Consider the following 19,085-nt stretch of genomic DNA (forward strand, 5'->3'; position numbering starts at 1 on the left):
TTCATTCCTTCCGGTAAACCACTTCTCCGTTGGAAACGGTCATCAGCACTTTCGAATCGACAAGTTGATCTTCTTTGGCTTCCATCAAGTCGATGTCGAGCATGACGAAATCAGCCAGTTTTCCCGGCTCAATGGAACCTTTTTCGTTTTCTTCGAAGGCCGCTTTGGCAGCCCAGATGGTCATGGCTCGCAACGCTTCTTTTCTACTGATCGCATTCTCGGGTTGAAAGCGTTCCGGAGGCCATCCGGCCGGATCTTTTCGGACCACTCCGGCATAGAAACCCAGAATCGGATTGATCTCTTCAATCGGAAAATCACTACCGTTGGGCAGCCAGCCATTCTCATCCAGCAATTGCTTGTAGGCGTATGCGTACTTGATTCGTTCCCCTATTCTGTCACCGGCCCAGTACATATCGCTGGTGCAATGTGTGGTTTGCACCGAGGGAATCACATTGTATTGGCCAAAACGGGCAAAATCTTCCGGCGCCACAATTTGGGCGTGTTCGATGCGCCAGCGACGGTCGTTCGGTCCGCCGAGAATTTCCTGGTAAATATCGAGCATTCGTTTCACTGCAGCATCGCCGATGCAGTGGGTGTTGATTTGAAATCCGGTCTCGTAAGCCTTCCGGCAGATGTTTGCCAGGTAGTCTTTTTCATTCACAAAAATCCCTGACGTTTCCGGAGCATCGGAATAGGGCGCTAACAGTTTGGCACCTCTCGATCCCAAAGCACCGTCGGTATAAAGCTTGATGGATGCCACATGCAATCGGGGTTTGACGATGGGTCCTTTGACCAGTTGTGCCAGGTTTTTCTCGTCGGGAGACATCATGCTGTAAATGCGCATTTTTAAATCGCCTTTCTCCTGCAGCGAATCGATTAAGGCTATATCATCATGCGGAAGGCCGGCATCGTGTACTGATGTGAGGCCGACAGCGAAGCAATTGCGTTGGGCCTTTATCAGCGCTGTTTCTTTTCCTTTCCGGGAAACCGGAGGAATCGCTTTCTTTAGTGCATCGGCGGCATTTTCCAAAAAAATGCCGGTCATCTTTCCGTTTTCACGGATAATTTCACTTTCCTCAAAATCATTTGCCCGAATGCCTGAAGCTTGAATCGCCGCTTTGTTGGCCAGCACGGCGTGTCCGTCGATACGTGTTAGAACAACCGGTATATTAGGGAAAAGCTCATTCAGTTTTCGGTTATCCGGAAATTCTTTCACCGGCCAGTCGTTGTGATCCCAGCCAGTTCCTTCGAGCCAGCCTTCCGGATTTTCCTGGTAATGCTTTTTCAGAATTTCGAGTATTTCTTCAAATGATTTCGTGTCCCGCAAATTGGCTTTCTGCAACGTTTGACCGTACATCAAAAAGTGGCAGTGTGCATCGATGAAACCGGGATAGATGGTTTTTCCGCCAGCATCGATGATATTGTCGCTGGTATACTTTTTCAGTATCTCTTCATCGGAACCAACGCCGATAAATAGACCGTCTTTTACCGCCAATGCTTCGGCCGCTGAAAATTCCGGATCGACGGTATATATTTTGGCGTTTTTAATGATGAGGTCGGCCTTCTGTCCCTGAGCCGGCATGGTGAACAAAATGGTGGAAGCTATCATAACGAGTGCATATTTAATCATGTCAGGAAAGTGTTTGGTTCTCGCTAAGATAACGAATTTCATCCGGCTCCCGATTTTCGAAAAAGTGGATGGTTGTTTATTTTTGCAGAAAACAGACCGGATGGCGAAACGCAAAGTAGAAATCGAACTTTACAGTTACGGTGAATATGCCGAATGGGACAGGCAAAGCAAATCGATTCCGAGGTTGGTGGCGATTACGGAAACGGTTGGAGCGGAAATCGGAACCGAGTTTGGCTATGTGTTGAAAATACGGCATGGAAAAGGTAAGAAACTGGATTTCCGTATCGACCATCCTTCGTTTCCCGATAAGGAAGGGAAAGTAGCGCCGCCATTTACCGGGGAACAATACATTCGAAGCAACGATTACGAATTTTTCCTGGGCGACTGCATCTGGGAACCTCTCGAAGATAAGTTGGGCAACTGGACCATGACCACCTGGCTGGATGGAAAAATTGTTGCCCAAAAAACATTGCGCCTGGTTGCCAAATAAAAAAGGAACCAGCCTCTCGATGATTCCTTTCCTGTTTTTCCGCCGAAGCGGTTTATTCTTTTACGAGTTTTTCGAGTTCGGCGTAAGCATCATCAATGCCCTTCACAAAATCTTCCTGAAGTTTGTTGTAATGGGCTTTCACCAGTTTGGGATTGTCTTTCCCATCGGGGTGATTGGCTCTGTCTATGGCTTCGTTGTGCATTTTTACCGCGTCGCTGATGATGGCGACGGCTTTTTCTTCGTCTGCATTATCGAAGTATTCAACGTAGTCGATGCAATCGCCGATAAGTTGTGCTGTCAGCTCAACGATGTCTTTTTTCAATCTTCTGACACTTGCCATAATGGTCGGTTTTCTGTAGTCAACGGCATCAATTTCTTCAGGCGAACTGCTGACGCCGCATAAGCAGTTCGGTGTTTGTAAAACAGGAGCGGCTGGTTGTTTTCAGCCCAAAGCAAGATACAAATCGGTTTGCTTTTTACCAAGATTAAAAAGCCTTGCTGTTGCGTTCCTTTTTCTTCCGTTTTGCTTCCTCTTCCTGTTTTTCTTTATCGACAATATCTTTTTTGAAAACTTCCTGGGTCGACAGTTGCCAGGTTGGATTCATCGTCCAGTTGGAACGTAACTTCAGCACCTCAGGGTAATAGAATACCTCCTCCGGTTGCACATGAGCTTCCAAATTTCCAGTGTCCCATTTTCCATTATCGTTTCGGTCGAAGATAGCCTTCACCTTGTACTTCTGTGGTTCGAGGTAAGGAAATTCAACCGTGCCATCTTTGTAGATGGTTTTAGACCGGACAACTTCTTCTTTGTCGTCATTTTTCACTAGCTGAATAATTGTTGGTCCTGTTACATTCTGAATGGCAAAATTAATCTTGCCGTAGTGCTCTTCGTCCTGCGTGACAAACGTATTTTCCACACTGTCTGATACCGCTCCGTAAATAGTCGTAACTGCTGCCGAGTCGATTTTCAATCGGTAGGCGGTTTTGTAATCCCACGGATAGTGGATAAAAAATCGTCGTTTGTTAATGGAATCCGGTAGGATTTTAAAATCGATCGGATTGAACACCGTATCCTGCTTCACAAACAGATGAATCATGGTGGTGTCCATACTTTTTACAGGCTCCGGCGATTCCACCGAAACGTTCTTGTACACATCAAAGCCGTTGGAGCGAGTGTTCAAACTGAGCGATACATTGACATCTTTCTTTTCAATCTTTCTGCGATCTCTCCTTCCACGTTTTTTGTCGGTAGGGGCATCACTAAAATACAGATTGATGGTGTCGTTGTAAGCATATTTCACTCCGGTTGAATCTTGCTGTTCATAGGTAACCCGGAACTTGAGTGTATCTTTTTTATACACCATCGAATCGGTCAACCAGACGCGAAGTGAGTCATCGTTGGCCGAATGTTCAATATATTTCCAGTTGCCTTTGGGTTCGTAGTTTAATAGCTGAATATCAAAGGTGTCTTTTACCGATTGTGTGAACGTTAAATCAACATATTTCCGGGTCGGCCTAGTTTCGTTGTCCAGCCGCAGGTCGAAAAAGGGTTGTTCGAATTGCAGTAAGTACAGCGGATTTGGATAAAAGCGGGTTTTCCCAAAAACCAGCAAGGTGTCCATTCCAACAACAGCTGTATCCTGTTTCGGGAAATATTTCGCTGAAGGCGTCACCGTCGAGTCGAGAAATGCCACCGGTTCGGCCGTCGATGTCAACATCATGTTGTTGTCGTTGTCGGTGACTGCATAGACATTGTAGGTTGCTTTCGGCAGATTGGTCACGGCAAAGAAGCCGTTGTCATCGGTCTTGGCAATGTAATCGGGTTTGGTCGTCAGAACAGCGGTATCCGATAAATTTTTGTACAGCATGACATATGTGCCCGCCGACGGCTCTAGGTTGAACGAATTCAATACAAAGCCAACAACGCGAAGCGTATCAAGATCGGGGCCTGTTGAAAATGCCAACCGGTAATTCTTTAAGGGGTTCTTCTCATTGTTGTCGACAATAGCATCTTTGAAGTCGAGCGAATAGGTGGTACTGTCTTTCAGCTTTGCTCCATTTAAATCGACGATCAGCGATTTTCCTTTGGTCCGGAAAATGGGACGTTTGTCGATGGGAGGAGAAATGACAAATTTTTCGTTCAATTTCTCTGGTACCACAAATTCGTCGAAATATAATCTGACTTCGTCACCTTTGTAGTTGGTTTGATTGGCCTGCGGAATGCTTCGAATAACGACCGGTGGAATGGTATCTTTGGCACCTCCCGACGGCATACCCATGTTGGCGCACGAGGTATACAATGCTAATGAGCCAAATACAAGGATGATTAGATAAGGAAATTTCTTGTCCAAACTGTTGATATTATGGATTTGCAAACGCTACAAACTTACGAAAACTGGCCTAAAGAGGTTTTACCCGCCATTCTTTTTTTCGGTAAAACCGGTAACTTGGTCCGATATTCTCAGAAAGGAAGGAGAAATAGATGAAGAAAGCCCCGTCTGCAAGGATTTTTAACGATTTAAATGAAACGGATTTTGATGTTGTTTTCCTGGGAGTGAACCTGCCGGGAGCTTTGCTGGCATATCAGTTTGCTGCCGTCGGAAAGAAAGTGGCAGTGTTTTGTGAAGATGATTTTGAAAGGCAGGATGATTTCCGGTTTACCCGCATGTTTCCAGAAACCATGAAGGAGCTTTCCGGTGTTGGATCACGACTGGATTATGCTGCACATATGCAGCAATCTGATCCGCATCTTTTTCTGCAGCAACGAATGGTTTGGCTGCGGGGAAATGCACTCAACAATCAATTAATTACCCGGTCATACAACCAACTAGCTGTAAGTAATCACTCGGAGAAAGCCGGAACTTTAAAGTTAGGTGACTACCCTGAATTCTCTTTCTTTAAGGAAAGAGGTTGTCCGCATGGAATTCTTTGCCGTGAATACCGGTACAACCATTCCCGTTTGGTGATGGAGTGGTTGAAAGCAGCTTCACGCGAAGGTGCACTGGTCGGAAACTTTGTTAAAGTAACCGACCGGGATGGACGAGTTTTGCAGTTGGAAGGCCTGATTTCAAAGGAGAAGAAAAAGATTAAGGCAGAACGCGTCATTCAGCTGGCTGCTGACTCCCGGCTTTTTCATTTCGAAGTTCGTTTGCCTGACACCAAGTGGAACAATCCGGTTCGTATTTCAGGGGAGGCTGTTGACTATATTCTTTCACTAGGAAAAGAAGGTGTTCAGGTTGCTGCTTTCGCGAAGAATACAGAAAACGATGAAAAGCAGATTATCGATGAATTGAAACAGCTTTTTTCGCTCAGTCAGGAAGATATTTCACCTGTCGAAAACCCGAAACGAACTTCGGCCAAACCAGTAAAGCCGGATTTGACAATCCCTGATTTTCCTGCTGAGGAAATGGGGGAGAAGTTATCGGTACTTTTTCCTGAAATTACCGAATGGAAGAATCCGGATGGTTGGTTTCCGGAAGAAGAAGACCGCCACATTAGCCGGGTATTTGAGGTTGCACAGCAGAAGTTCTACGAGGCAAAGCAAACCGGTATCGATGAGGCGTGGTTCATGGAGCTCTTCTATCGTTTTGGTCCTGCCATTGAAGAGTTGACAGAACTAGCTTACGAGGCAATGAGCAAAACGCGTGATCCGTTGTTGCTGTGGGGGCAGGCGATTCATCGATACGAGCGAGCAAATGAATGGCGGATTCAATAAAAAAAGCCGGCGAAGATTAGACTTGCCGGCTTTGCTGATATCTTTTTTCGTTTATTCTACTGTAACCGATTTGGCCAGGTTCCGCGGTTGGTCCACATCTGTTCCACGCAGTATGGCAACATAATAGGCAAACAACTGCAACGGGATGATGGTCAGCAGTGGCGCCACGGCCGGGTGCGAACGAGGAATCTCGAAAACGTCGTCGCACATCTTATCGAGCTGCGTATCACCTTCCGACACCACCGCGATGATGTTTCCTTTCCTTGCTTTTACTTCCTGAATATTGGAAACCACTTTTTCGTAGTAACGGTCTTTGGCAGCGACGACCACAACGGGAAGGTTGTCATCGACCAATGCAATCGGACCGTGTTTCATTTCTGCGGCAGCGTAACCTTCGGCATGCAGGTAAGAAACCTCTTTCAGTTTCAATGCGCCTTCCAGGGCCACGGGGAACAATGCGCCACGTCCCAGGTATAATGCATTAACAGCGTCTTTGTATTTGTCGGCTACTTTCCGGATGTGGTCAGTGCTTTGCAAGATGGTTTTGATCTTTTCAGGCACCTCTGAAAGTTCCTGGATAATGACGCGATAATCTTCCACGCTCAGCCGGCCTTTTTCTTTACCAAGAAGAGCTGCCATCATGGTCAGGATGGTGACCTGAGCCGTAAATGCTTTGGTCGAAGCCACTCCGATTTCAACACCAGCGTGAATGTATACTCCGCCATCGGTTTCCCGTGGAATAGATGAACCCACCACGTTGCAAATACCCAAAACTGTTGCTCCGCGTTCTTTGGCCAGCTTAACTGCGGCCAGGGTATCGGCTGTTTCGCCGCTCTGACTAATGGCAATGACCACGTCATCTTCGTCGATGATGGGATTGCGGTAGCGGAACTCTGAAGCATATTCCACTTCTACCGGAATACGGCAATACTCCTCGAACAGGTATTCGCCCACCAGACCGGCATGCCACGAAGTACCGCAACCAATGATGATGAGGCGGCGGGCTTCTTTCAGTTTGGGCATCACATTATGAAGGCCACCTAAAACAATATCGCTATTGTCAGTTTTAATACGGCCTTTGAACGATTGCTCAATGGTGTTGGGCTGTTCGAAAATTTCTTTCAGCATGAAATGGTCGTAACCGTTTTTCTGCAGTTCGCCTATGCTCAAATCAACCTGCTTGATTTTGGCTACCAGCGGGTCGTTGTTAATATTTTTCAACGTGAGACTTCCACGCTCAATGATAGCAACATCGTGGTCGTTGAGGTAGAGAACCTGGTTGGTGTGACCAACAATCGGCGTCGCATCGGATGCCAGGAAATATTCGTCGTTGCCGATACCAATAACCAGCGGACTACCTTTGCGTGCGGCAATGAGTTTGTTCGGTTCTTCCTTGCAGACAACAACGATTCCGTAAGCACCGACCACTTTTTTCAGTGCAGCACGAACGGCAATCTCCGCTGATTTTTCTTCGCTATTCAGGTAGACATACTCAATCAAATTGACCAATACTTCTGTATCGGTTTCCGATTGAAATTTGTAACCAAGTTCGCTTAAATCATTGCGCAGGTTACTGTAATTTTCAATAATACCATTATGAACAAGGGTAAAATGTCCGTTCATAGAGGTATGAGGGTGAGCATTCTGGTCGGTTGGTTCACCGTGAGTTGCCCAACGGGTGTGACCTATGCCGATTTTTCCACCGGTATCTTTGTCAGAGACCAACTCTTCCAGATTGGCAATTTTGCCCTGGCATTTGTACACACGTTGCTCGTCTCCTAAAAGAGCAATACCGGAAGAATCATATCCCCGGTATTCAAGCATTTTCAATCCATTAATTAAAATGGGGTAAGCATTCTTGTCGCCAATGTAGCCTACGATTCCACACATAATTTTTTTCTTTTGAGGTTAAAAGTATTATCTGTCAATCAAGGAAACAACGGACAACTGTAACGGTATATTATTTATACCGTGTATAGTTTATTTCCAATTGTATCGGTTGCGAACTATTACTTCCCTTTAATACAACTCGGTCAGCTGAATTTTTTCGGGTGGCAGAAACCAGGTAAAAGCCTAAGTTCTGAACGGTTCCGTCAAGAATTCGCTGCAAGTGCTGAGTAATATTGAAGGTATACGTAGCATCTGTTACGTTGTACACACCGCCATAGTAAGCTAAAGACAGTTGGCTGTCGATCGGAAATGCTTCGCTTCCATCCTCTTGAATGGTCTTTAGAAACAGCTGACTGGGCATGGGATATTGGTGGAAATCCGACATCGTTGTATCAGCGTGAAAGGTCAGTGTCGCCTTGTTAATCATACAATTGGTCGAGTCGGTCCAGTTGTCTAGAGAGGGAACGTCAATCTTCACCTTTGTTCCGCCTGTTGGCTGAACAAAAACCAGAGAATCCTCCACATTTTCCTGATTCAGATGGTCTGCGAACCATGCGTTGGAGTAATCGTGTTCGAAATACGGAACATCAGCCGAGTTCGTTGTGAGTTGGTAAGAGAAAACCAAACTGTCAGCGTCTGCAGTGTGATAAAAGAGATTGAGCAACGATGCATGTGATCTCAGGTAAACGAGTCCCCCGCCAGCTTGCAGCGGTTGCGATTCGATATATAAACCTTTGAAAAAGTTAAGAAACGCATCGTTGTTAATCATGTCCAGAGAATCGGCTTTTAACAGCATATTGCCGATATTATCGTTCAGCCGAACTGAAATCTGTTGCACGGTGGTATCCTGGCCGGTTGAATCGGTCCTGAATTTCGGCGTGAAGTCTGCCATTCCGATAACCGTATCATTCGTCAATGTTTTTGGATCGAACGAGGAGAGGTACTGGGCATCGAAATTGAGTGGTTGAACCAATCTGTACACTTTCACCTCCTGTGGTGTAATGGTATCGCCGTAAACCTTCCGGTAAACGAGACTCACAACAGCGGAGTCAAGAACCGCGTCCTGTGCGTATGACGGGTAATAAGGCAAGCGGAATTGTGCTGCAAACGAGGCGGTAGTCCGTCCAAACAGTGGATCGTTAAAACTTCCGAAAACGTTGTAATCGGGTTTATCTACCCTTATTTTAGTGTCGGTAAAAGTGTAGGAAGAAATCGTTCCGGTTTCGTTGCTGTAACGGGAATCAATTATGTTACTTCCGGGGAGCAAATCAAGACCCAGTGACTCATCGTTCTTTTTACATCCTCCTAACATCATCAGGGTGAGGGCCAACATGATCACCACCCCCCCGGGCTTGAAAAAATATTTGTGTGTCAAAGTATTTCCGTTTTTAATAGTTTTTGAAAGAGACGCGGAAATTATAAAATTTTGTCGTAAAACTCTGAATAAGCATCAATAAATGTATCAGCTGGTTGATAATCGAGAAACAGCTTTCCTGACTGCTTCATGTAACTTTCAACTTCTTCATTGATGCTCTCACTCCCTTTGATGGTTGCGTCAGAATAATCTACCGCAAGTTTACTCAAATTTACGAAGGAAGGATCGGACAGAACGGAAATATCTTCTTTCGGGATCCCATCCTCGGCAATTTTTGAAACGATTTGGCTGTTGAGCGGATTTTTAAACCCGTCGTTATAAGCGGAGTAGACGACTTTGGAGTCGGCAAAAAGCGGATTGTCTTTATAGATCTTTTTGATAAACAACGGTACCAGTCCGGTGAACCATCCATGGCAGTGGATCAAATCGGGAGCCCACCGCAGCTTGATTACGGTTTCCAATACCCCACGGGCAAAAAAGATGGCGCGTTCATCGTTGTCCTCAAATTCTTTTCCCTTGGAATCGGCAAACTTGGCTTTCCGGTGAAAATAGTCTTCGTTGTCGATGAAATAGACCTGCATGCGGGCCGCCTGGATTGAGGCAACTTTGATGATCAACGGATGGTCGGTGTCGTTGATAACCAGGTTCATCCCTGAAAGCCGGATCACTTCATGAAGCTGATTTCTGCGTTCGTTCACACTGCCGTATCGTGGCATAAAGGTCCGTATCTCTCTACCTCTCTCCTGTATACCCTGTGGTAAGTTACGACTGATTTGCGAAATTTCTGTTTCAGGTAGATAGGGGGTAATTTCCTGAGAGATGAATAAAACCTTCTTTTTTTCCATGATCTTTTGAGAATTTGTCCTGCAAAAATAGAAAAAATACCTCAGATATTCAACGCCGGAAGGGGTAGAGCCCTGTCTGCAAGGAGCAAAAGGGTGTTTTATCGTGTGTATATATTTCGTTACTTTGCACGCTGTAACCAAATGAAATGATGGAACTTTTTACGACCCGGGAAGCGCTGACGGAGGCATTGGATGCCATTCGTAATCAGGGAGAAAGCATCGGATTTGTGCCTACGATGGGAGCACTTCACGAGGGACATCTCTCGCTTGTCAGCCAGGCCGGAAAAGAGAATGATGTGGTGGTGGTTTCGATTTTTGTTAATCCCACACAGTTTAACGACCCGGCTGACCTGGAACGGTATCCAAGGACGCTGGAAGAGGACATGAAAAAGCTGGCAACGGTTGGCGATCCATTGATTTTTGCCCCTTCGGTGAAAGAAATGTATCCCGAACCCGATAACCGCCAATTTGATTTCGGAAACCTGGAAACGGTTATGGAAGGTCAGTTTCGGCCTGGCCATTTTAATGGCGTCGGTCAAATTGTCAGCAAGCTTTTTGATGTGGTAATGCCGCATCGTGCCTACTTTGGACTGAAAGATTTCCAGCAACTGGCCATTATCAAGGAAATGGTACGCCAATTGCAATATGATATCGAGATTGTGCCCTGCGAAATTGTTCGCGAAGCCGATGGTTTGGCCATGAGTTCCCGTAATCAACTGTTGACGCCGGAACACCGGGCTGCAGCTCCGCTGATTTCACAAACCCTTTCCGAAGCAAAGAAACTGGTCGGTGAAAAAAGCGTAGAAGAACTTAAAGCATGGGTGCAGGAAAAAATAAACAATAGTCCTTTGTTGGAGGTTGAATATTTTGAGATAGTTGATGATAACTACCTTCAGCCTGTAAAAGCGTGGGACGAACCTACCGTGAAAGTAGGTTGCATTGCGGTACATGCCGGTAAAGTCCGGTTAATTGATAATGTAATTCTTGAAAAACAATAAATTCAGGTGATGAATATTGAAGTTTGCAAATCCAAAATTCACAGGGTAACTGTTACAGCTGCCGACCTGCAGTATGTGGGGAGCATTACCATTGATGAAGATCTGATGGATGCGGCCAACCTGATTGAGAACGAGAAGGTGCAAATCGTTAACATTAACAATGGCGAGCGGCTCGAAACCTACGTTATCAGAGGTGAGCGTGGTTCAGGCGAAGTTTGTCTGAACGGACCGGCTGCCCGTAAGGTGGCTGTTGGTGATGTTGTTATCATCATTTCCTACGCGACCATGGATTTTGAAGAAGCGAAAAAGTGGAAACCCAGTCTGGTTTTTCCGGATACGGAAACCAATAAACTGGTATAAGCAATAAAAACATTTTCCATACCGATACCCCGTGGGTTTTCCCGCGGGGTTTTTTAATTTTGGTACATATCAACTTCAAAATCCCTGAAAATGGCTAAAGCCAAAACCGTTTATACCTGTCAGAACTGTGGAGCCCAATGGCCCAAATGGATGGGGCAATGCAACAGCTGCGGAGAGTGGAATACCCTGGTGGAAGAAATCGTGGTAAAAAACAAACAGCCCGTGCAGGCTACAGCCCGAAGTTCTTCCAGTCCGTTGCGCCTCGACCAGATTACCAGCGGTAAGCAGGAGCGCATCGATACCTGCAACAGTGAACTGAACCGAGTGCTGGGCGGTGGTTTGGTACCCGGAAGTTTGATTCTTCTTGGTGGTGAACCGGGCATCGGAAAATCGACGCTGGTGTTACAGGTGGCTTTGGCATTGAAGGATAAAAAAGTTTTATATATCTCGGGTGAGGAAAGTCTGCAGCAATTGAAAATGCGGGCCAGGAGATTGCAACAAGACAGTACTGATTGTCTTTTTCTCAGCGAAACCTCGCTGGAAAGTGTTCTGGCGCACATCGAGAATGAAAAGCCCGATTTGGTGATAATGGATTCCATTCAGACGCTAACAGCAGATGGTCTGGAATCAGCGCCGGGGAGCGTAGGGCAGATCCGCGAATGTGCTTCAGCCATAATGAAAACGGCGAAACCTGCCCATGTTCCGGTGATTTTAATTGGACATATTACGAAAGACGGAAATCTGGCCGGACCAAAGGTACTGGAACATATCGTCGATACGGTTTTACAATTTGAAGGCGACCGGAATTATTTATTTCGCATCCTCCGTTCAGTAAAAAACCGGTTCGGTTCCACTTCTGAGTTGGGAATTTACGAAATGCGGCAGGATGGCCTGCGCATTGTTTCCAATCCATCAGAGATGTTGATGCTGCAGCACAATGACGGACTGAGCGGAACGAGTATTGCAGCGTCTATAGAAGGAATGCGGTCGTTCATGATTGAAGTTCAGGGATTAGTTAGTTCGGCAGCTTACGGAACACCGCAGCGTTCGGCCACTGGCTTCGACTTGCGGCGGTTGAACATGTTGTTGGCGGTTTTGGAAAAACGGGCTGGCTTTAAACTGATGGCCAAAGATGTGTTTTTGAATATTGCCGGCGGTCTGCGCGTTGATGACCCAGCCATGGATTTGGCAGTCATAATATCGATTCTTTCATCTAATTTCGATATTCCGGTAAGTAAACAGTCATGCTTTGCGGGTGAGGTTGGTTTGACCGGAGAAATTCGCCCGGTGAACCGGATTGAGCAACGCATTACCGAAGCCGAAAAACAAGGCTTCAGCGAAATTTATATTTCGAGATACAACAAGGGAGTCGATTTTTCCCGATTTAAAATACAGGTTAACCAGGTAGACCGGATTGAGAAGATGGTCCGAATGGTTTTCAGTCAACGAAAATAAAAAAGGCGGAATGTTATTTCCGCCTTTTTTATTTCTGATTTATTTGAAAATTCTTTTGCTTTTAGAAGAAGTCATCTTGCGTTGTCGTCTGATTTTTCTGACTGTTCTTCTTATTCACCTCGTCACAATCGAGGTTGATATTGAAGTTCGGTGGACGGTCAAATTTGGTATCCTGCGACAAATTCAGTGTTGAATCAGAATATAACTTATTCATGAAACGGCCGTAAATCGGAAGTGCCATGTTAGCTCCCTGACCAAAGTGAATGCCTTTGAAGTGGATACTTCGTAAGTCCGCTCCGGTCCAGACACCCGTAACCAATTCCGGCGTAATACCAATGAACCAACCGTCCGATTGGTTCTGTGTTGTTCCGGTTTTTCCGGCAATGTCGGCGGTTAAATGTCCGTAAACCGGATGCCATCGCAAACGCTGGCTTGTTCCCTCATTGACAACTCCTTCCATCAGGTTCAGCATCAGGTAAGCCGTTTTCTGGTCAATGGCTTCGTGCTGTTGAGGTGTGAACCGCGCCAGCACATTACCGTCCTTGTCTTCAATCCGATCGACGAAATAAGGCTTGGTATAAACCCCGTGATTTCCGAACGTTCCAAAAGCCCCGACCATTTCATACAGCGAAATATCAGAAGTTCCGAGGAACATCGAAGGTACTGCATCGATGGGACTAATAATGCCCATTTTTCGCATTACATTCTTCATGGCCTGCGGGTTGAATTTCTTCATGATCCAGGCCGAAATCTGGTTTACCGAATTAGCCAATCCCCATTTCAATGTTACCATTTGACCTTCGCGCTCTGACGAAGAGTTTTTGGCAGTCCATGTAGTTCCATCGGGCAAATAGAATGTCTGCTCTGTGTTCGGAACCAGCGTACAAGGCGAATATCCGTTTTGCATGGCCAGCGTGTAGAGGAAGGGCTTCACTGTTGAACCTACCTGACGCTTTCCGCCGGTCACCATGTCGTACATGAAATATTTGTAGTTAGGGCCGCCTACGTAAGCTCTCACGGCTCCGGTTTTCACATCCATTGTCATCATCGACGACCGGAGATAGCTCAAATAATATTTAATCGAATCAAGCGGCGTCATGGTCGTGTCTACTTCACCTTTCCAGGAGAACACGTTCATCTCAACCGGTTTATTGAAGTTTTTCTTGATTTCTTTGAAGTTCAGTCCTCGCTCATGAAGCACGCGGTAACGCTCACTTTTTCGAATTTCCCTATCGAGAATGTCGTCAATTTGACTTACAGAGAGGTCATCCGAAAACGGAGGATGCTTGAGTTCTTTCAGCTTGCTGAAGAAAGTGGGCTGCAAATCGGTACTTAAGTGCTCTACCACCGATTGTTCGGCATCCCGTTGCATGCGCGAGTCGATGGTGGTGTAAATTTTCAATCCATCGTTGTAGATGTTGTAGTTGGTCCCGTCCGGCTTGAGATTCTTGGAACACCAGCCATACAACGGATTGGTTTCCCATTCAATGGAATCTTCTTTAAATTTTTCGTCTTGCCACGAAGCATAATTACTACGGTCTGGTTTTGAGGCGGTCATGATCACCCGCAAGTATTCAGTAAAATATGTACCGGAGCCGCTTTTAAAATCTTCTCTCTTGTATTTTAAGTCGAGCGACTTGGTTTTTAGCGTATCGTATGCGGCCGGCGTCAGATAACCGTATTTGGTCATCTGCGAAAGCACAACATTTCTTCGCCCACGCACCATGTCCGGCCTGCGAACCGGGTTGAACAGCGACGGGTTCTTGGCCATGCCGACCAGCGTAGCCGCCTCGTCAACATTGAGGCTGTCGGGTGTTGTGTTGAAATAAATCTGAGCTGCAGATTTTACGCCGACTGCCAGGTTCAGGAAATCGAATTTATTCAGGTACATGGTCAGGATTTCCTCTTTGGTGAAACTCCGTTCCAGTTTTACCGCAATTACCCATTCCCTGAATTTCCGGATAACGAAATCGAGTTTATTTTCGTATCGTTCCCGCGGGAAGAGCATTTTTGCTACCTGCTGCGAAATTGTACTACCTCCACCGGCACTTTCATTTCCGGTGAGAATTCCCTTGGCTACGCGGAAGAGACCGCGCAAGTCAATTCCTGAATGTTGGTAGAAACGCACGTCTTCGGTGGCTACGAGGGCATTGACGATATTAGGGCTCAAATCCTCGAAACGTACATAGGTACGGTTTTCCTTGAAAAATTTCCGAAGCACTTCTCCATCGTGCGTATAAACTTCCGAAGCCAGAGCTGGTTCTGTGTTTTCCAATTCTTCGAAGGTAGGCATGAAGCCCAAATCTCCTTTTGCAATCAGAGTAAACAGAATCACAACTCCCAGTACGCCCAGAGCATACAAACTCCAGAACGCTATGAGATATTTTCTGAATGGTTTTTTATTTTCTGTCATGGCGCCAATCCTAGTGAACACGGACAAAGATATAAAATTAATGTTCCTTCCGTTAAACTGATCTCAAGATCAAACAGGTGGAAGATGATGGTAATTCTGATGAAAATAAACGTTTTCAAGCAGATTCAATCAATAAAAAACCGTGCCAGTTTGATAAAGAAGCGAAGAAAAATTTTGAACATAGGTCGTGATTTCCTTTACTTTGCATAGTTTTCACTGCATAATGCATAATTATCGGGAAGGAAGATGGAAGAAAACCTAGTTATTGTCGAGTCGCCTGCAAAGGCAAAAACGATAGAAAAATTTCTTGGAAAAGATTTCCAGGTTACCTCGAGTTTTGGACACATCCGCGATCTGGACAAGAAAGATTTTGGTGTAGACCTCGAAAATAAATACCAGCCCAGGTATATTGTCTCCGACGACAAGAAGAAAGTCGTCAGCGAACTGAAAAAGATGGTGAAGAACTCGAAGCGGGTTTGGATCGCATCCGATGAAGACCGCGAGGGAGAGGCTATTGCCTGGCACTTAATGGAAGTGTTGAAACTTGATCCGGGTAGCACCAACCGGATTGTTTTTCACGAGATTACCAAGGATGCCATTCTTCAGGCGATTGAAAGCCCGAGGAAACTGGATAAAAACCTGGTGGATGCACAACAGGCTCGTCGCGTACTTGACCGACTCGTCGGATTTGAAATCTCGCCCGTACTTTGGAAAAAAGTGAAACCTTCGCTTTCAGCTGGTCGCGTGCAATCAGTAGCGGTTCGTCTGATTGTTGAACGAGAGCGCGAAATCAACAAATTTGTTAGTACTTCCTCTTTCCGCGTCCGGGCTCTGTTCATGGTTCCTGATAGGAATGGACGATTGGCACCGCTCGAGGCCGAACTCGACAAGCGTTTCAATACGGCCGAAGAAGCCAAAGCGTTTTTGGAAAAATGCGGTGCTTCTGATTTCGATATTGCTGATGTGGTTACCAAGCCGGCTAAAAAATCACCGGCACCGCCGTTCATTACATCTACATTGCAGCAGGAAGCCAGCCGAAAACTGGGTTTCCCGGTAAGTATGACGATGTCGGTGGCTCAGCGACTATATGAAGCGGGACAAATCACCTACATGCGTACCGACTCGGTGAACTTGTCGAAACTGGCTATCGGTTCGGCAAAAGAAAAAATCTCCGAGCTATACGGTGATAAATATGTCAAAACACGGCAATTTAAAACCAAAGCGAAAGGTGCACAGGAAGCGCACGAAGCCATTCGGCCGACCGATTTGAGGAAAGAAAATATTTCCGGTTCACCGCAGGAACAGAAGTTATATAACCTGATTTGGAAACGTACCATCGCTTCGCAAATGGCGGATGCCGAGCTGGAAAAGACAACTGTTACCATTGATGTTTCTGGCGCTAAAGAGCATTTTGTAGCCAATGGTGAAGTCTTGAAATTTGATGGTTTCCTTGGAGTATATCTGGAATCGACGGACGATGAAGGGCAGAATGAGGAGCAGAAGGGATTGTTGCCGCCGCTGAATAAAGGACAGAAACTGGATCTCGATAATATTATCGCTTCGGAGCGCTTTACCCTGAAGCCACCACGTTATACGGAAGCAAGTCTGGTGCGTAAGCTGGAAGAGCTGGGAATCGGACGTCCGTCAACTTATGCCCCGATTATCACGACCATCCAGAACCGGAATTATGTGGTGAAGGAAGATCGTCCGGGCGTTGAGAGAAAATATAAAACGATTCTGTTAAAAGACAGCAATATTCAGGAAGAAGAAAAAACAGAAATTACCGGAGCTGAAAAATCCAAGCTCTTCCCGACTGATATTGGTTTGGTGGTGAATGACTTCCTGATGAAGTATTTCCCGCGCATCATGGATTACAACTTTACTGCTTCGGTTGAGGAACAATTCGATGATATTGCACTTGGAGGTTTGCAATGGTATGAAATGATCGATGCATTCTACCGGCCTTTCCATGAAAATATCGAAGAGGTGCTCAATGTTTCGGAACGGACCCGTGGAGAACGTATCCTCGGTAATGACCCGGCTACCGGAAAAGAAGTGTCTGTTAAAATTGGTCGCTACGGTGCATTTGCTCAACTCGGTGAAGCGTCAGAGGAATCGGAGGAGAAACCTCAGTTTGCCAGTCTTCGCAGTGGGCAGAGTATTGAGACTATTTCGCTGGAAGAGGCTCTCGAGCTGTTTAAACTTCCCCGCGATGTGGGTGAGTACGAAGGAAAGAAAGTAGTGATCGGCATTGGCCGGTTCGGTCCTTACGTGCGCCACGACGGGAAATTTGTTTCGTTGAAAAAGGATGTAGATGACCCGCATACGATTGATCTGGATCGGGCGATTGAACTCATCGAAGAGAAGCGGGAGAAGGATCGGAAAGCGATTATCAAAGTATTCGACGAAGAGGAGCCTGAAATCAGGGTGCTGCAAGGCCGTTGGGGACCTTATATAACGAGCGATAAGAAGAATTACAAAATACCCAAAAATGTTAAAGCTGAGGAACTGACACTTGAGGATTGTCAGGAAATTATAAAGAAAGGTCCCGCCTCAGGAAAAAAAGCAGCCAAAAAGACGGCAACGAAAAAGGCGTCCACCACAACCAAAAAGAAAACAACCGCTTCGAAGACAAAAACAAAGTCGACGAAAACGACGAAGAAGAAAACAAAGTAAGAAACGAAGTCAGGGCAAACACTTATGGAGTTTGCCCTTTTTTATACTGAATTAATATTACCGCTTTACTACCAAACAAATTCCAGATTTCGTATTTTGCTGCCTATGTTAAACGACCTGCTTATTCCGGCTAACGAGTTGACTGTGGTTCGATTGTTTCAGGGAGCTTCTGATTCCCTGGGAAAGCAATTGATTCAGGCTGAACCCTGGGAGGAGAACGAGAAGTTGAAAGTGGTAATTCTCGGTATTCCGGAAAGTCGTTTATCCCGGTTCGAAGGACTGGAAAATGCTCCCGACATGATTCGCGAGCAACTATACCAGTTGACAGCTGTTGGCGATTCTTCGTTGATTGCAGATATTGGAAATGTTCGCCCCGGAAATACACCTGCTGATACGTATGCGGCCGTTCGGATGGTCACTGAGTCGCTTGTGTCGAAAGGTTTGCAGGTGTTGGTTTTAGGAGGAAGTCAGGACTTAACATTGCCTTTGTTGGAGGGCAGGCCGACCAAACGGCAAACGTTGACGGTTATCGATGACCGGCCCGATTATCAGGCTGGTGAAGAGTTCGGTACGGACGAGAATTTCCTGGAAAAAATAACGACTGGCACTACTCTTCGGTTATTGGGCACGCAGGCCTATTTCTCGCCATCGGACAAGACAGATGATCTACTCAAACAACATCGGGGCCTCCAATTGCCACTGGGCGACTTACGTGAAAATATTCGCGAAAGCGAACCAATGTTGCGGGAGGCCGATGTGATTAGCTTTGATTTCGGAGCCTTGAAAGCCCACGAAGCGCCCGGTCAGCAGCGGTTGTCTCCCAACGGACTTTATGGAGAGGAGGCTTGCCAGTTGGCATGGTATGCCGGAATGAGTACGAAGCTGAATATGACCGGTATTTTTGGCTATAGCCCCTCGCTCGATTTACAACGTTGGGGAGCTGTAATGGCTGCTCAGGTTAGCTGGTATTTTTTGAAAGGAGCAATTGTGCAGAAAGATGAAGAGCCAGCGGGAGAAGCATCGGAATTTTTACATTTCATGGTTCCGGTTGAGGGGCTGGATGAGCCCATTGCTTTTCTAAAGCATCCCGTTACCGGAAGATGGTGGATGGAGGTAAATTCGAAAAAGAATGAAGAAGTTCGAATTGCCTGTTCTGAAAATGATTACCTTTTGGCGCAGAAAAATGAAATCCCCGAACGTTGGATTCGTTATTGGGGTGTGAATGAAATATAACCAAA

General features: G+C 46.0%; 14 protein-coding genes. 7 read left to right on the top strand and 7 right to left on the bottom strand.

The features are described from left to right. Position 1: 1 nt before the first annotated feature. Positions 2-1,630, bottom strand: coding sequence for an amidohydrolase (locus AC060N_RS00675; RefSeq protein ID WP_479525465.1), 1,629 nt, complete (start codon positions 1,628-1,630; stop codon positions 2-4). A gap of 100 nt (positions 1,631-1,730) precedes the next feature. Between AC060N_RS00675 and AC060N_RS00680 the strand changes: the two genes are divergently transcribed. Continuing rightward, entirely contained in the window at positions 1,731-2,120 is a 390-nt protein-coding gene (locus AC060N_RS00680; protein ID WP_479525466.1) for a DUF3859 domain-containing protein, read from the top strand. Positions 2,121-2,172: 52 nt separating this feature from the next. Here AC060N_RS00680 and AC060N_RS00685 read toward each other — a convergent pair whose 3' ends face one another. Together AC060N_RS00685 and AC060N_RS00690 are read right to left on the bottom strand one after the other, a co-directional pair. Continuing rightward, a complete protein-coding gene (locus AC060N_RS00685; protein ID WP_153640915.1) occupies positions 2,173-2,460 on the bottom strand; it encodes a hypothetical protein in 288 nt (95 codons plus the stop codon). A gap of 145 nt (positions 2,461-2,605) precedes the next feature. After that, on the bottom strand, positions 2,606-4,471 hold the full coding sequence (locus AC060N_RS00690; protein ID WP_479525467.1) for an Ig-like domain-containing domain: 1,866 nt from the start codon (positions 4,469-4,471) through the stop codon (positions 2,606-2,608). A gap of 131 nt (positions 4,472-4,602) precedes the next feature. Between AC060N_RS00690 and AC060N_RS00695 the strand changes: the two genes are divergently transcribed. Then, positions 4,603-5,835 (top strand): hypothetical protein, encoded by a 1,233-nt coding sequence (locus AC060N_RS00695; protein ID WP_479525468.1) that lies wholly within the window; start codon positions 4,603-4,605, stop codon positions 5,833-5,835. A gap of 51 nt (positions 5,836-5,886) precedes the next feature. On the opposite strand, the gene glmS is transcribed toward AC060N_RS00695, so the two are convergent. From glmS to AC060N_RS00710, 3 genes are all read right to left on the bottom strand, one after another. Then, positions 5,887-7,725, bottom strand: a complete 1,839-nt coding sequence (glmS, locus tag AC060N_RS00700) for a glutamine--fructose-6-phosphate transaminase (isomerizing) (protein ID WP_479525469.1) — start codon at positions 7,723-7,725, stop codon at positions 5,887-5,889. Between the two features lie 70 nt (positions 7,726-7,795). Next, a complete protein-coding gene (locus tag AC060N_RS00705) occupies positions 7,796-9,100 on the bottom strand; it encodes a DUF4270 domain-containing protein (RefSeq protein ID WP_479525470.1) in 1,305 nt (434 codons plus the stop codon). A gap of 41 nt (positions 9,101-9,141) precedes the next feature. Beyond that, positions 9,142-9,945: a glycogen/starch synthase gene (locus tag AC060N_RS00710; RefSeq protein WP_479525471.1), complete on the bottom strand. Its 804-nt coding sequence runs from the start codon at positions 9,943-9,945 to the stop codon at positions 9,142-9,144. Between the two features lie 146 nt (positions 9,946-10,091). Between AC060N_RS00710 and panC the strand changes: the two genes are divergently transcribed. The 3 genes from panC (at position 10,092) to radA (ending at position 12,758) form a co-directional block, all read left to right on the top strand. Further along, a complete protein-coding gene (gene panC, locus AC060N_RS00715; RefSeq protein ID WP_479525472.1) occupies positions 10,092-10,943 on the top strand; it encodes a pantoate--beta-alanine ligase in 852 nt (283 codons plus the stop codon). A gap of 9 nt (positions 10,944-10,952) precedes the next feature. Continuing rightward, a complete protein-coding gene (gene panD / locus AC060N_RS00720; RefSeq protein WP_106541133.1) occupies positions 10,953-11,303 on the top strand; it encodes an aspartate 1-decarboxylase in 351 nt (116 codons plus the stop codon). 90 nt (positions 11,304-11,393) lie between these two features. Continuing rightward, complete coding sequence (gene radA / locus AC060N_RS00725) at positions 11,394-12,758, top strand: DNA repair protein RadA (protein WP_479525473.1); 1,365 nt, start codon at positions 11,394-11,396, stop codon at positions 12,756-12,758. Between the two features lie 61 nt (positions 12,759-12,819). On the opposite strand, the gene AC060N_RS00730 is transcribed toward radA, so the two are convergent. Further along, on the bottom strand, positions 12,820-15,171 hold the full coding sequence (locus AC060N_RS00730) for a penicillin-binding protein 1A (protein ID WP_479525474.1): 2,352 nt from the start codon (positions 15,169-15,171) through the stop codon (positions 12,820-12,822). 246 nt (positions 15,172-15,417) lie between these two features. Between AC060N_RS00730 and topA the strand changes: the two genes are divergently transcribed. Continuing rightward, complete coding sequence (gene topA / locus AC060N_RS00735; protein ID WP_479525475.1) at positions 15,418-17,847, top strand: type I DNA topoisomerase; 2,430 nt, start codon at positions 15,418-15,420, stop codon at positions 17,845-17,847. A gap of 105 nt (positions 17,848-17,952) precedes the next feature. Continuing rightward, on the top strand, positions 17,953-19,080 hold the full coding sequence (locus AC060N_RS00740) for an arginase family protein (protein WP_479525476.1): 1,128 nt from the start codon (positions 17,953-17,955) through the stop codon (positions 19,078-19,080). The last annotated feature ends 5 nt before the right edge of the window (positions 19,081-19,085 follow it).

Source organism: Prolixibacter sp. DSM 2831 (assembly GCF_056493735.1).

Excerpts from the sequence above, each read along its gene's own strand:
- AC060N_RS00675 (WP_479525465.1), bottom strand. The coding sequence starts at position 1,630 with ATGATTAAATATGCACTCGTTATGATAGCTTCCACCATTTTGTTCACC.
- AC060N_RS00680 (WP_479525466.1), top strand. The coding sequence starts at position 1,731 with ATGGCGAAACGCAAAGTAGAAATCGAACTTTACAGTTACGGTGAATAT.
- AC060N_RS00685 (WP_153640915.1), bottom strand. The coding sequence starts at position 2,460 with ATGGCAAGTGTCAGAAGATTGAAAAAAGACATCGTTGAGCTGACAGCA.
- AC060N_RS00695 (WP_479525468.1), top strand. The coding sequence starts at position 4,603 with ATGAAGAAAGCCCCGTCTGCAAGGATTTTTAACGATTTAAATGAAACG.
- glmS (WP_479525469.1), bottom strand. The coding sequence starts at position 7,725 with ATGTGTGGAATCGTAGGCTACATTGGCGACAAGAATGCTTACCCCATT.
- AC060N_RS00710 (WP_479525471.1), bottom strand. The coding sequence starts at position 9,945 with ATGGAAAAAAAGAAGGTTTTATTCATCTCTCAGGAAATTACCCCCTAT.
- panC (WP_479525472.1), top strand. The coding sequence starts at position 10,092 with ATGATGGAACTTTTTACGACCCGGGAAGCGCTGACGGAGGCATTGGAT.
- panD (WP_106541133.1), top strand. The coding sequence starts at position 10,953 with ATGAATATTGAAGTTTGCAAATCCAAAATTCACAGGGTAACTGTTACA.
- radA (WP_479525473.1), top strand. The coding sequence starts at position 11,394 with ATGGCTAAAGCCAAAACCGTTTATACCTGTCAGAACTGTGGAGCCCAA.
- AC060N_RS00730 (WP_479525474.1), bottom strand. The coding sequence starts at position 15,171 with ATGACAGAAAATAAAAAACCATTCAGAAAATATCTCATAGCGTTCTGG.
- topA (WP_479525475.1), top strand. The coding sequence starts at position 15,418 with ATGGAAGAAAACCTAGTTATTGTCGAGTCGCCTGCAAAGGCAAAAACG.
- AC060N_RS00740 (WP_479525476.1), top strand. The coding sequence starts at position 17,953 with ATGTTAAACGACCTGCTTATTCCGGCTAACGAGTTGACTGTGGTTCGA.